This window comes from Variovorax palleresanus, from assembly GCF_051144945.1.
In the GTDB taxonomy this organism is placed as follows: domain Bacteria; phylum Pseudomonadota; class Gammaproteobacteria; order Burkholderiales; family Burkholderiaceae_C; genus Variovorax; species Variovorax paradoxus_S.
In genome coordinates, this window is record NZ_JBJNVP010000002.1 from 1,598,885 (window position 1) to 1,611,070 (window position 12,186).

Here is a 12,186-nt window from a genome sequence, read left to right on the forward strand (position 1 = left end):
CGTCACACGTTGCAACGAGCCGCGCCGCGGGCCGGAAATGGCGCCTTCTATGATGGCAGCCATGAGTTTGATCCCCCGCCTGATGGCCCTTTGCCTGGCCGCCTTGCTGTCGTGCGGCACTGCGATGGCGCAGCCCGACAGCAACATCGGCAGCAGCAGCACCGCCACGGCTCCCGTGCCCGAACCCACGGTGGCCGAACTGCGCGAGCAGCTCACCAAGATCACCGCCTCCGCCGATTCCAACGAGGACATGCGCAAGCTCCTGGCGCAGATCAGCGACATCGGCACGCAGGCCGACAAGTTCGTCGCCGCGCGCGCCAGCGAACTGGCCGACCTGAACGCCCGCCTCGGGGAGCTCGGAAATCCGCCGGCCGCCGGCGCCACCGAAGACCCGGACATCACGCGCCAGCGCAGCCGGCTGACAAAAGAACGCAACGCGCTGGATGCCGACATCCGGCTGGCGCGCCTGCTCTCCATCGACGTGCGGCAGCGCGCCGCCGAACTGGTGACCCAGCGCCGCGAGCTCTTCGAGGCGCAGATCACCGAGCGCGCCGCTTCGCCGCTGACCGGCGAGTTCTGGCGCGACCTGGAGGCGGCGTGGCCGAACGACCTGACGCGCCTGAAGGCGATGGTGGCTGGCCTGCGCGACGGGCTCGCGCAAGCGATGCAGGAGGAGACGCGGATCGCCCTGGTTGGCGCGCTGATCCTGGCGCTCTTGCTCGCGGTGCTCGGCAACTGGGTGGCCGAGCATCTGCTGACGCGCATCGCCGCCCGGGTGCTGCCGGCGGGCCGGCTTCGGCGTTCGCTGCTGGTGATTGCCATCGTGGCGAGCCATGTGCTGCTGGTCGCTGCGGCCGCCCACGGGTTCGTGCGCGTGCTCGAGGAATACGCCACCTGGGAGTCGCAGGCGCGCAAGGCGATGCGTTCGATGGCCCAGGCGCTGGTGTTCATGGCCTTCGTCATCGGTTTGGGCCGCGGCCTGCTGGCCACCCGCCGGCCCTCGTGGCGGCTGCCGCCGATTCCCGACGCCATGGCGACACGCCTCGCGCCGCTGCCGTGGCTGGTGGCGATGGTGGCTGCACTGGCATGGGCGCCGGTCGAGATCAATGCGTTGGTCGAAGCCAGCTTTGCGACCGTGGTTGCCACGCACGTGCTCACCGCGCTGATGCTCACCGCGCTGGTCGGCGCGGTGCTCCGGCGGCTGCGGCCGCTGCGCGCCGATACGCCCGACGCCGACCTGCCGGAGCGGCCGATGTGGGTGGGCCTGCTGGTGGCCTGCATCGGCGTCCTGATGCTGTCGATCTGGGTGCTGGTGGCCCTGGGCTACGTGGCGCTCGCGAGCTTCCTGGCCTCGCAGCTCACCTGGAGCGGCATCGTCGCGGCCGCCTTCTACGTGCTGTTCAAGTTTGCCGACGACGTCTTCATGGCCGGCGTGTCGTCGCGCAGCACCTTCGGCCAGCGCCTGCAGAAAAGCTTCGGACTCGCGCCGCAGACGCTCGACCAGGCGGCCACCGTGCTCTCGGGCCTGAGCCGCGTGGGGCTTTTCTTCTACATGCTGATCGCGCTCGCGGCGCCCCTTGGCACCGGGCCCAGCGAAGTGTTCCAGCGCAGCGGCAAGTTCGGCACCGGCGTGAAGGTGGGCGAATTCCAACTGGTGCCGGGCGCCATCCTGAGCGCCATCGCCGTAGCGGTGATCGGCTTCATCGTGCTCAGGGTCTTCAAGCGCTGGCTCGCGCGCAGCTACCTGCCCAGCACGCAGTTCGAACCCGGCATGCAAAGCTCGATCACCACGCTGCTCGGCTACGTGGGCGGCATCCTGGTGGTCGCGTTCGCGCTGTCGGCGCTGGGCATCGGCATCGAGCGCATCGCGTGGGTGGCCAGCGCGCTGTCGGTGGGTATCGGCTTCGGCCTGCAGGCCATCGTGCAGAACTTCATCTCGGGCCTCATCCTCTTGGCCGAGCAGCCGGTGAAGGTGGGCGACTGGGTGGTGCTGGGCACCACCGAGGGCGACGTGCGGCGCATCAACGTGCGTGCCACCGAAATCCAGCTCGGCGACCGCTCAACGTTGATCGTGCCCAACTCCGAGTTCATTACCAAGACCGTGCGCAACATGACGCTGGCCAACGCCGAAGGCCGGGTGCTCATCCGCCTGCCGATGCCGATGACCACCGACGCGCAGCGGGTGCGCGAGCTCATCCTGGAAGCATGCCGCGCGCACGAAGGGGTGCTCGAGACGCCCGCGCCTTCGCTCACGCTCGAGGGCGTCGAGGGCGGCCTGCTCATTTTCCAGGCCATTGCGTATGTACCGAGCCCGCGGCTGGCGGGCGGGGTGCGCAGCGACCTGCTGTTCACCATTCTTGAGCGCATGCGGGTGGAGCGGATCGAGCTGGTGCCGTATGCGGCGGTGCCGCCGCCAGTGGCTGGTGGCGAGACAGGACCGGTGGCCGCCTAGGTGCTGGGCCGATCACCCCGAATCTTTCGTTGACTGAAGCAACATCCAGAAACGCCCCTCGGGATCGGGCGCTTTCCAGCCCCTACCTTTGCCAGCCGCGCGACACCAGCCATTGGCTGGTCCCGCACGCAAGCACGAGCGCGGCGTAGGCGCCCATCGTGCCATCGCGTCCCGAAAAGATCAGCCCGCCCAGGAGCGCCGCCGCGCCGGCGCCGCAATTGACCGCGGCTTGAACCCACCAGGCGGGCGCGCCGGACTTTCGCCCCAAAACCCCGCCCGCCAGCGCGCACACGAATCCGACCGCCAGGGCGGGTGCCAGGAAGTTGAGCAGATGATTGAGGAGATCCAGCAGGGACATGGAGGGGGATAAGAGAGGCGAGAGGCGGCCAAACCCCTCGGCAGCCGCATAGCTCCTGCTGATTTTATAATCAGCGGATATGTCAGTCTGGGCCCTCGGGTTGAACCACACGACCGCGCCGCTCGACCTGCGCGGCCGCTTCGCGTTCGCGCTAGACCAGCTGGCTCCCACGCTGCACAGCCTGCGCAGCTCGTTTGCCGCCGGCCGCCACCCCCAGGTCGAAGCCGCGATCATCTCGACCTGCAACCGCACCGAAATTTATTGCGCCGCCGAGCATGCGGCGCTCGACCACACGGTGGGCTGGCTGGCCGAGAGCGGCGGCGTGGCGCCCGCCCTGCTGCGCTCGCATGCCTACACCCTGCAAGATGACCAGGCTGCGCGCCACGTCTTCCGCGTGGCCAGCGGGCTCGATTCGATGGTGCTCGGCGAGGCCCAGATCCTCGGCCAGATGAAAGACGCCGTGCGCGCGGCCGAAACCGCCGGCGCGCTCGGCAGCACGCTCAACCAGCTGTTCCAGCGCTCGTTCGCGGTCGCGAAAGAAGTCCGCACCGCGACCGAGATCGGCGCCCATTCCATCAGCATGGCGGCTGCGGCCGTCCGGCTGGCCGGCCAGCTCTTCGAAGACTTGCACGAGACGCGCGTGCTGTTCGTCGGCGCGGGCGAAATGATCGATCTGGCCGCCACGCATTTCGCGGCCAGGGACCCGAAGTCGATCGCCATTGCCAACCGCACGCTCGAACGCGGCGAAAAGCTGGCATCGCGCTTCGGTGGCGAGGCGATGCGGCTGGCCGACCTGCCGAACCGGCTGGCCGAGTTCGACATCGTGGTGAGCTGTACCGCCAGCACGCTGCCGATCATCGGCCTGGGCGCCGTCGAACGCGCACTCAAGGCGCGCAAGCACCGCCCGATGTTCATGGTCGACCTGGCCGTGCCGCGCGACATCGAGCCCGAAGTGAAGGCGCTCGAGGACATCTATCTGTACACCGTCGACGACCTGGCGCAAGTGGTGCAGCAGGGCCAGGCCAACCGACAGGCCGCGGTCGCGCAGGCTGAGGTCATCATCGACGCCGGTGTGCAGAGCTTCATGCACTGGCTGGGCCAGCGCGGCACGGTGCCGCTGATCCAGCAGCTCAACGCCCAGACCGACGAATGGCGCGCGGCCGAGATCGCACGTGCGCGCAAGCTGCTGGCCAAGGGCGAATCGGTCGATGCAGTGCTCGAAGCCATGTCGCGCGGGCTCACGCAAAAAATGCTGCATGGCGCGCTGGCCGAACTGCATGCGGGCGATGCGGCTTCGCGCGAGCAGACGGCGCACGCCATTTCGCGCCTCTTTCTGCGCAAAGAGCGTTAGCGACGCTTGCCGCCGCCGGCCCGGCCTGGTTGCCGCGGCCTCCCCGCGCCTTGCCGCCGCGAGCCGCGCCCCCTCTTCTTTTCGGCCCCTTTCGACGTGAAAACTTTTCTGCGCCACCAACTCGAGCGCTACGTGCAGCGCCTCGGCGAACTCGACTTCCTGCTTTCGCGCGAAGACATCATGAGCGACATGGCGCAGTACCGCACCATCTCGCGCGAGCATGCCGAGGTGACGCAGATCGCCGGCCGCTACGAACGCTACCGGCAGCGCGAGGCCGACATCGCCGGCGCGAAAGAGATGCTCGACGATCCCGACATGGCCGAGATGGCTCAGGAAGAAATCGCCGGTGCCGAAGCCGAGCTGGTGCAGCTCGAAGAAGAGCTGCAGCGCCTGCTGTTGCCAAAGGATCCGGATGACGCGCGCAATGCGTTCCTTGAAATCCGCGCCGGCACCGGCGGCGACGAGTCCGCGCTGTTCGCGGGCGACCTGCTGCGCATGTACACGCGCTACTGCGAGCGAGCCGGCTGGCGCTGCGAAGTGGTGAGCGAAAGCGAGAGCGAGCTCGGCGGCTACAAGGAAGTGGTGATCCGCATCGTCGGCACCGACGTGTTCGGTCACCTGCGCTTCGAGTCGGGCGGCCACCGCGTGCAGCGCGTGCCGACCACCGAAACCCAGGGCCGCATCCACACCAGCGCCTGCACGGTGGCCGTGCTGGCCGAGCCCGACGAGACCGTGGCGGTGCAGATCAACCCGGCCGACCTGCGCATCGACACCTACCGCGCCAGCGGCGCGGGTGGCCAGCACATCAACAAGACCGATTCGGCCGTGCGCATCACGCACATTCCCACCGGCATCGTGGCCGAATGCCAGGACGACCGCAGCCAGCACCGCAACAAGGCCAAGGCGCTGCAGGTGCTCTCGGCGCGCATCCAGGAAAAGGAGCGCAGCGAGCGCGCCGCCAAGGACGCCGCCATGCGCAAGGGGCTGATCGGCAGCGGCGACCGTTCGGACCGTATCCGCACCTACAACTTTCCACAGGGCCGGCTCACCGACCACCGCATCAACCTCACGCTCTACAAGCTGCTGGCCATCATGGAAGGCGACCTGGGCGACGTGCTGGACGCGCTGCGCGCCGCGCGCGAGGCCGAGCAGCTGGCCGAGCTGGAGTCGAGCCTGCCGGCATGACGATGACGACGGCCTCCACACCCGCCACCGTGGCGCAGGCGCTGGCCGCGTCCGTGGCGCTGGGCATCGACCGGCTCGATGCGCAGTTGCTGCTGCTGCATGCGCTGGGCCGCGCCCCGCATGACCGCGCGTGGCTGCTGGCGCACGACACCGATGCCATTTCCGGCGCGGCATGGGCGGCGCTTTCAGCGCAGCTGTCGCGCCGCCTGGCCGGCGAACCGGTTGCCTACCTGCTCGGCGAAAAGGAGTTTCACGGCCTCGACCTGCGCGTGGACCCGCGGGTGCTGGTGCCGCGTCCGGACACCGAAACGCTGGTCGACTGGGCCCTGCAGTGCCTCGAAGGCCGCACGGCGCCGCGGGTGCTCGACCTGGGCACCGGCAGTGGCGCCATCGCGCTGGCACTGCAGCATGCGCGGCCTGATGCGCAGGTCGATGCGGTCGATGCCAGCGCCGATGCCTTGGCCGTTGCAAAGGCAAATGCCCAGCGCCTGGCCCTGCCGGTGCGCTTCAGCCAGGCGCACTGGCTCGATGGCGCGGCCAGCGGCTACACGGTCATAGCCAGCAACCCGCCGTACATCGCCGCCGACGACCCGCACCTGCCCGCGCTGCGGCACGAACCCGCGGCCGCGCTGGTTGCCGGGCCCGATGGGCTCGACGACATCCGCCAGATCGTGCGGGACGCTCCGCTGCACCTCGCGGAAGGCGGCTGGCTGCTGCTCGAACACGGCCACGACCAGGCCGCGGCCGTGCGCCAACTGCTCCAAACGCACGGTTTTGCCGAAGTCCAAAGCCGCGAAGACCTTGCCGGCATCCAGCGCTGCTCCGGCGGAGTCTGGCGCACGGTGAAATAATCCCCTCAGCCCATTTTTCAGGAGTCCCCATGTCCGACGCCCAGCAACGCATCGACGATCTCGTCAAATCCAACGACCTCGTGCTCTTCATGAAAGGGAATGCGAGTTTTCCGATGTGCGGGTTTTCCGGCCGCGCGATCCAGATCCTCAAGGCGGTCGGCGTCGACACCAAGGCGCTCAAGACCGTCAACGTGCTCGAAGACGACGGCATCCGCCAGGGCATCAAGGAATACAGTAACTGGCCCACGATTCCCCAGCTCTACGTGAAGGGCGAATTCATCGGCGGCTCGGACATCATGATGGAGATGTACGAGTCGGGCGAGCTGCAGCAGGTCCTGGGCGGCAGCAACCCCGCCTGATTTTTCCGCTCCCGCCATGAGCCACGACCACGACGGCCACGCGCACGGCGGAGAGTCCGCGCCGGCCTGGAAGCACGACGGCGTGCGCGTGATCCCGGCCAACCAGCTCGACGCCAACACCGCGCAGACGCCCGGCATGAACCGGGCGGCGGCGATCAACTTCGCCCGCGTGGGTGCACAGAAGCTCTGGGCCGGCACCGTCACCATCCATGCCGATGCCAAGACCGGCGCCCATCACCATGGGCACCTCGAATCGGTGATCTACGTGGTGCGTGGCCGGGCTCGCATGCGATGGGGCGAGCAGCTCGAGTTCACGGCCGAAGCCGGTCCTGGCGATTTCATCTACGTGCCGCCCTTCGTGCCGCACCAGGAAATCAACGCCAGCGCGACCGAGTCGCTCGAATGCGTGCTGTGCAGAAGCGACGGCGAGGCCGTGGCCGTCAATCTCGACATCGAGCCCGTCGAAAAACCTGAATCGGTACTCTGGGTCGACCCGACGCATCCGCACGGCGGGGTCTAGCCTCGCCAGTCATGGCACCATGGCACTCTTCGCCGTGCCGCCATGACTCTTACCCAAAGCCTGCTCATCATCGTCTTGCTGATCGCGATGAGCGCGTTCTTCTCCCTTGCCGAGATCACCCTTGCCGCCTCGCGGCGCCTGCGCCTGCGCCAGATGGCCGACGATGGCGATGCACGGGCGGAAAAGGTGCTGCGCGTGCAGGAGCAGCCCGGGCACTACTTCACCGTGGTGCAGATCGGCCTCAACGCGGTGGCGATTCTCGGCGGCGTGGTGGGTGAGGGCTCGCTCAGCCCGTACTTCGCGCGTTTCTTCGAGAACTGGATGAGCGTCGAGGCCTCGGCGAACGTGGCGTTCCTGTGCTCGTTCGTCATCGTGATTGCGGTTTTCCTGGTGTTTGCCGACCTGTTCCCCAAGCGGCTCGGCATGAGCGATCCGGAGCGCATTGCCGTGCGCATGGTCGGCCCGATGCTGGTGCTGATCACCACCTTCAAGCCGCTGGTGTGGTTCTTCACGCGCTCGACCGACATGCTCTTCAAGCTGCTCGGCATGCCGCTGGTGCGCGACGACAAGATCACCTCGGCCGACATCCTGGCCATGACCGAAGCCGGCGCGCGCGCGGGCGTGCTGGCCGTGCGCGAGCAGCAGGTGATCGCCAATGTGTTCGAGCTCGACACGCGGCTGGTCAGCAGCGTGATGACGGTGCGCGACAACATCGCCTGGTTCCTGCACGACGACCCGGAGTCGGTGCTGCGGGCGCGCATCGTGGCCGAGCCTTTTTCAGCCTACCCGGTGTGCGACGGCGACATCGACCACGTGCTCGGCTATGTCGACGCGAAGGAGATGTTCCAGCGCGTGCTGAGCGGCCAGCCGCTGGCCTTCGACCAGGGCCTGACGCTGAACAAGGCGCTGGTCGTCCCCGACCGGCTCTCGCTCACGGAAGTGCTCGAGCAGTTCCAGCAGGCGCATGAAGACTTCGCGATCATCGTCAACGAATACAGCCTTGTAGTGGGCGTGATCACGCTCAACGACGTGATGAGCACGGTGATGGGCGACCTGGTGTCGCTGCCCGACGAGGAACAGATCGTGAAGCGCGACGAGAACTCATGGCTGATCGATGGCGTGACGCCGATCCAGGACGTCCAGCGTGCGCTGCACATCGACGAGCTCCCGCATCCGGACGACTACGAAACGCTGGCGGGCTTTTTGATGGTGATGCTGCGCCGGGTGCCCAAGCGCACCGACAGCGTGAGCTGGGGCGGCTATACCTTCGAGGTGATGGACGTCGACAGCTACCGGATCGACCAGGTCATGGTGACAAAAACTTAGCTGGCCCCCAGTCTGCGCGCAGAGGTCAGGCTGCCGAACGGTCCCTGTCCACGAAGGTCCAGAGGCGCTGGTTCGCGAACACCGCGCTGGGGTACGGCGCCTTTCCGCGGCTGCCGTTGTAGCGGCCGAGGGTCATGTAGAGGTCGCCGTTCTCGCGGTCGAGGTAGTGGCGCAGGATGACGCAGCCGAAGCGCAGGTTGGTCTGCATGTGGAACAGCTTGGCGGGATCGCTGTCGCCGATCACGCGGGTCCAGAACGGCATGACCTGCATGTAGCCGCGCGCGCCGGCGCTGGAGACAGCGAACTTGCGGAAATTGCTCTCGACCTGGACCAGCCCGAGCACCAGGCTCACGTCGAGCCCCGAGCGCTTGCTTTCGTACCAGACGGTCTGCAGGAATTCCTTGCGCGTCGGCCAGTCCGCGATTTTTTTCTTGAGGCGCTCGCTCATCTCGCCCAGCCAGCGCAGGTAGGTCAGGCGGGCCTCGGTGTCCGAGAACTCGGGCACCGGCGGCGCCTTGTTGTGCACGGCCGAACTCAGTGCAGTGCGCACCGAATCGATCAGCGGCTCTTCGATCTGCGCGCCAGCGCGGGCGGCCTGCGGCAGCGACAGCACGGTCAGAGCGCCCGCGGTCACGGCGCCGCCCAGGCACCGGCGTCGCGAGAGACTGCCCTCCAAGCTCATTTCGCGAGCTTGCCGATGATGAATTCGGCGACGCCCACCGCCGGCACCTTGGTGGCGGCAGTGTCGCGGCGATGCTGGTATTCGAGCTGGCCTTCCTTCAGGCCGCGGTCGGAGATGACCACGCGGTGCGGTACGCCGATCAATTCCCAATCGGCGAACATCGCGCCGGGTCGCTCGCCGCGGTCATCGAGCAGCACGTCGACGCCGGCCGCGAGCAGTTGCTCGTAGAGCGCCTCGGCGGCCACCTTGACCTCTGGGCTGCGGTCCATGCCGATGGGGCAGACCACCACGGTAAAGGGTGCCAGCGCGTCGGGCCAGATGATGCCGCGCTCGTCGTGGTTCTGCTCGATGGCGGCGGCGGGCAGGCGCGTGATGCCGATGCCGTAGCAGCCCATCTCGAGGAACTGCGGCTTGCCCGCTTCGTCGAGGAAGGTGGCGTTCATGTCCTTGCTGTACTTGGTGCCGAGCACGAACACGTGGCCCACCTCGATGCCGCGCTCGATCGCGAGCACGCCCTTGCCGTCGGGCGAGGCGTCGCCGTCCACCACGTTGCGGAGATCGGCCACCAGGTCAGGCTCGGGCAGATCGCGGCCCCAGTTGACGCCGGTCATGTGGAAGTCGATCTCGTTGGCGCCGGTGATCCAGTCGCCCAGAACGGCGGCCTCGCGGTCGACCACGAGCTTGACCGGCTTCTTGAGGTTGAGCGGGCCGAGGTAGCCTGGCTTACAGCCGAAGTGGTCTTCGATCTCGGCCAGGGTCGCGAAGCGGAAGCCCTTGTCCAGGCCGGGCACCTTGCCGACCTTGATCTCGTTCATGTCGTGGTCGCCGCGCAGGAGCAGCAGCCAGACCTGCGAACCCTTGAGGTTGCCGGCCGCATCGAGGATGTCGGTCGCGAGCACCAGCGACTTGACGGTGGTCGAGAGCGGCACGCCGAGCAGCTCGGCCACGTCGGCGCAGGTGCTCTTGCCGGGGGTCGGCGTCTTGTGGAGCTCCTTGGCTGCCGCGGGGCGCGGGCCGGCCGGGGCCAGTGCCTCGGCCTTTTCCATGTTGGCCGCGTAGTCGCTGCCCGGGCAATAGACGATGGCGTCTTCGCCGGTGGCGGCGATCACCTGGAACTCTTCGCTCAGGTCGCCGCCGATGGCGCCGCTGTCGGCCGCCACCGCGCGGTAGCGCAGCCCGAAGCGGTCGAAGATGCGGCGGTAGGCATCGGCCATGACCTGGTAGCTGGCCTTGGCGGCGCCCAGGTCGCGGTCGAAGCTGTAGGCGTCCTTCATGATGAACTCGCGCCCGCGCATCAGGCCGAAGCGCGGACGGCGCTCGTCGCGGAACTTGGTCTGGATCTGGTAGAAGTTTTTCGGCAGCTGCTTGTAGCTGCGGATTTCCTGGCGCGCGATGTCGGTCACCACCTCTTCGCTGGTGGGCTGGATCACGAAGTCGCGGTCATGCCGGTCCTTGATGCGCAGCAGCTCGGGGCCCATCTTGTCGAAGCGGCCGGTCTCCTGCCAGAACTCGGCCGGCTGCACCACGGGCATCGTGAGTTCGACGGCGCCGGCGCGGTTCATCTCTTCGCGCACGATCGCCTCGACCTTGCGGATCACGCGCAGCCCCATGGGCATGTAGGTGTAGATGCCCGTGCCGAGCTTCTTGATCATGCCGGCCCGCATCATGAGCCGATGGCTCGCGACCTCGGCGTCAGCGGGCGCTTCCTTGAGGGTGGAGACAAAAAATCGGGAAGCTTTCATCGGGATCGCGCGTGATGGAATCGGTATGGGATGTGGGGGACAACTCTCCGGGGAGACCCTGAGAGCCTGGCATCGGTCGCTTGCCGAGGGCAACCCGGCATGCATAATCGACTCAGTTCAAAAATTGGGGTTTGATTATGCTCGACCGGGACGGCTTCAGGCCCAACGTCGGCATCATCCTGCTCAACCAGAGAAACCAGGTTTTCTGGGGCAAACGCATACGCACGCATTCCTGGCAGTTTCCGCAAGGCGGCATAGACCGCGGCGAAAGTCCGGAGCAAGCCATGTTCCGGGAACTGCACGAGGAAGTGGGGCTCCATCCGGAGCACGTGCGCATCGTGGCCCGTACCCGCGACTGGTTGCGCTACGAGGTGCCGGATCGGTTCATCCGCCGTGACGCACGGGGCCACTACAAGGGCCAGAAACAAATCTGGTATTTGCTGCAACTCATCGGCCACGACTGGGATCTGAACCTGCGTGCCACCGACCATCCTGAATTCGACGCATGGCGCTGGCACGACTACTGGGTGCCGCTCGACGTGGTCGTCGAGTTCAAGCGCGGCGTCTACGAGATGGCGCTGACCGAGCTTGCTCGCTACCTGCCACGGCAGGATTTCCGCAACCGCTTCCTTCGCAGCAACGTACGCGCCCGTGAATTCGAGCGCCACATGCCAGACGGCGGCGCACCCGCGGGCCTGGATCTGCCGCCCGGCGGCAGTTTCGACCCGCATCCCGACATCCATTCCGCGAGCGATGAACCTTCTCCTCCCCCGAACAAAACGCCCTTCCTTCCGTCGCAACGTTGAGCGCATTCTGCTTCTCGCCTGCTTCGGCATCCTTGCCGGCTGCGCATCGGGCAAATACGACACCGACAACCCCGACTGGGCGCAGTCGGGCATGCCGCCGCCGCCCAAGCGCTCCGAGGCGGACGCCGAATGGGTAGAAACCGCGGCACCGCCGCCGCCGGCCTTCAGCGAAAGCCGGCTGCTGCCAATCGAAATGCCTCCGTACATGAGCCTGAAGTTCGGCATCGACCCGAACACGATCGCCATCACGCGCGACGGCATCGTGCGCTACGTGGTGGTGGCGCAGAACCGCAATGGCGGCGGCGTCAATGCGTTCTATGAAGGCGTGCGCTGCTCGACCGGGGAAATGAAGAGCTACGCCCGCTACAACAACGGCGCCTGGCAGGAAACGAAGACGCCGGAGTGGAAGCGCATCAACGACCTGAACTCGCGCTACGCCAAGGCGCTGTCGACCCAGGCGCTGTGCCGCGGCAACGCGCCGCGCAACTCGGTCGGGGACATGGTCCAGAACCTGCGCAATCCGGTTCGCGAAGTGCAGTGAACCCGTAACGGGG

General features: G+C 67.2%; 12 protein-coding genes. 9 read left to right on the plus strand and 3 right to left on the minus strand.

The genetic code is table 11. The features are described from left to right. Nucleotides 1–61 precede the first annotated feature (61 nt). The gene (locus ACJ7Z0_RS11285) at nt 62–2,452 is read left to right on the plus strand and encodes a DUF3772 domain-containing protein (protein WP_434789923.1); all 2,391 of its coding nucleotides are present in this window, start codon (nt 62–64) and stop codon (nt 2,450–2,452) included. An 82-nt stretch (nt 2,453–2,534) separates the two neighbouring features. On the opposite strand, the gene ACJ7Z0_RS11290 is transcribed toward ACJ7Z0_RS11285, so the two are convergent. Further along, entirely contained in the window at nt 2,535–2,810 is a 276-nt protein-coding gene (locus tag ACJ7Z0_RS11290; protein WP_434789924.1) for a hypothetical protein, read from the minus strand. Nucleotides 2,811–2,889: 79 nt separating this feature from the next. Between ACJ7Z0_RS11290 and hemA the strand changes: the two genes are divergently transcribed. The 6 genes from hemA (at nt 2,890) to paeA (ending at nt 8,402) form a co-directional block, all read left to right on the plus strand. Then, a complete protein-coding gene (gene hemA, locus ACJ7Z0_RS11295) occupies nt 2,890–4,161 on the plus strand; it encodes a glutamyl-tRNA reductase (protein ID WP_431128197.1) in 1,272 nt (423 codons plus the stop codon). A 96-nt stretch (nt 4,162–4,257) separates the two neighbouring features. Then, the gene (gene prfA, locus ACJ7Z0_RS11300) at nt 4,258–5,346 is read left to right on the plus strand and encodes a peptide chain release factor 1 (RefSeq protein WP_434789925.1); all 1,089 of its coding nucleotides are present in this window, start codon (nt 4,258–4,260) and stop codon (nt 5,344–5,346) included. Continuing rightward, nucleotides 5,343–6,197, plus strand: coding sequence for a peptide chain release factor N(5)-glutamine methyltransferase (gene prmC, locus ACJ7Z0_RS11305; protein WP_434789926.1), 855 nt, complete (start codon nt 5,343–5,345; stop codon nt 6,195–6,197). Before prfA ends, prmC begins: the two co-directional genes overlap by 4 nt. Nucleotides 6,198–6,226: 29 nt before the next feature. Then, nucleotides 6,227–6,556: a Grx4 family monothiol glutaredoxin gene (gene grxD / locus ACJ7Z0_RS11310; RefSeq protein WP_028259141.1), complete on the plus strand. Its 330-nt coding sequence runs from the start codon at nt 6,227–6,229 to the stop codon at nt 6,554–6,556. A gap of 16 nt (nt 6,557–6,572) precedes the next feature. After that, nucleotides 6,573–7,076 (plus strand): cupin domain-containing protein, encoded by a 504-nt coding sequence (locus ACJ7Z0_RS11315; protein ID WP_431128188.1) that lies wholly within the window; start codon nt 6,573–6,575, stop codon nt 7,074–7,076. A 42-nt stretch (nt 7,077–7,118) separates the two neighbouring features. Continuing rightward, nucleotides 7,119–8,402: a polyamine export protein PaeA gene (gene paeA / locus ACJ7Z0_RS11320; RefSeq protein ID WP_434789927.1), complete on the plus strand. Its 1,284-nt coding sequence runs from the start codon at nt 7,119–7,121 to the stop codon at nt 8,400–8,402. A gap of 25 nt (nt 8,403–8,427) precedes the next feature. On the opposite strand, the gene ACJ7Z0_RS11325 is transcribed toward paeA, so the two are convergent. Both ACJ7Z0_RS11325 and ACJ7Z0_RS11330 read right to left on the minus strand, forming a co-directional pair. Beyond that, the gene (locus tag ACJ7Z0_RS11325) at nt 8,428–9,084 is read right to left on the minus strand and encodes a lytic transglycosylase domain-containing protein (RefSeq protein WP_434789928.1); all 657 of its coding nucleotides are present in this window, start codon (nt 9,082–9,084) and stop codon (nt 8,428–8,430) included. After that, on the minus strand, nt 9,081–10,826 hold the full coding sequence (locus ACJ7Z0_RS11330) for a proline--tRNA ligase (RefSeq protein ID WP_434789929.1): 1,746 nt from the start codon (nt 10,824–10,826) through the stop codon (nt 9,081–9,083). The genes ACJ7Z0_RS11325 and ACJ7Z0_RS11330 overlap by 4 nt, the downstream gene beginning before the upstream one ends. Before the next feature lie 137 nt (nt 10,827–10,963). Between ACJ7Z0_RS11330 and ACJ7Z0_RS11335 the strand changes: the two genes are divergently transcribed. Both ACJ7Z0_RS11335 and ACJ7Z0_RS11340 read left to right on the plus strand, forming a co-directional pair. Next, entirely contained in the window at nt 10,964–11,632 is a 669-nt protein-coding gene (locus ACJ7Z0_RS11335; protein ID WP_369656335.1) for an RNA pyrophosphohydrolase, read from the plus strand. After that, the gene (locus tag ACJ7Z0_RS11340) at nt 11,580–12,173 is read left to right on the plus strand and encodes a CNP1-like family protein (protein ID WP_434789930.1); all 594 of its coding nucleotides are present in this window, start codon (nt 11,580–11,582) and stop codon (nt 12,171–12,173) included. The genes ACJ7Z0_RS11335 and ACJ7Z0_RS11340 overlap by 53 nt, the downstream gene beginning before the upstream one ends. Nucleotides 12,174–12,186: the final 13 nt, after the last annotated feature.

Excerpts from the sequence above, each read along its gene's own strand:
- ACJ7Z0_RS11285 (WP_434789923.1), top strand. The coding sequence starts at position 62 with ATGAGTTTGATCCCCCGCCTGATGGCCCTTTGCCTGGCCGCCTTGCTG.
- ACJ7Z0_RS11290 (WP_434789924.1), bottom strand. The coding sequence starts at position 2,810 with ATGTCCCTGCTGGATCTCCTCAATCATCTGCTCAACTTCCTGGCACCC.
- hemA (WP_431128197.1), top strand. The coding sequence starts at position 2,890 with ATGTCAGTCTGGGCCCTCGGGTTGAACCACACGACCGCGCCGCTCGAC.
- prmC (WP_434789926.1), top strand. The coding sequence starts at position 5,343 with ATGACGATGACGACGGCCTCCACACCCGCCACCGTGGCGCAGGCGCTG.
- grxD (WP_028259141.1), top strand. The coding sequence starts at position 6,227 with ATGTCCGACGCCCAGCAACGCATCGACGATCTCGTCAAATCCAACGAC.
- ACJ7Z0_RS11315 (WP_431128188.1), top strand. The coding sequence starts at position 6,573 with ATGAGCCACGACCACGACGGCCACGCGCACGGCGGAGAGTCCGCGCCG.
- paeA (WP_434789927.1), top strand. The coding sequence starts at position 7,119 with ATGACTCTTACCCAAAGCCTGCTCATCATCGTCTTGCTGATCGCGATG.
- ACJ7Z0_RS11325 (WP_434789928.1), bottom strand. The coding sequence starts at position 9,084 with ATGAGCTTGGAGGGCAGTCTCTCGCGACGCCGGTGCCTGGGCGGCGCC.
- ACJ7Z0_RS11330 (WP_434789929.1), bottom strand. The coding sequence starts at position 10,826 with ATGAAAGCTTCCCGATTTTTTGTCTCCACCCTCAAGGAAGCGCCCGCT.
- ACJ7Z0_RS11335 (WP_369656335.1), top strand. The coding sequence starts at position 10,964 with ATGCTCGACCGGGACGGCTTCAGGCCCAACGTCGGCATCATCCTGCTC.
- ACJ7Z0_RS11340 (WP_434789930.1), top strand. The coding sequence starts at position 11,580 with ATGAACCTTCTCCTCCCCCGAACAAAACGCCCTTCCTTCCGTCGCAAC.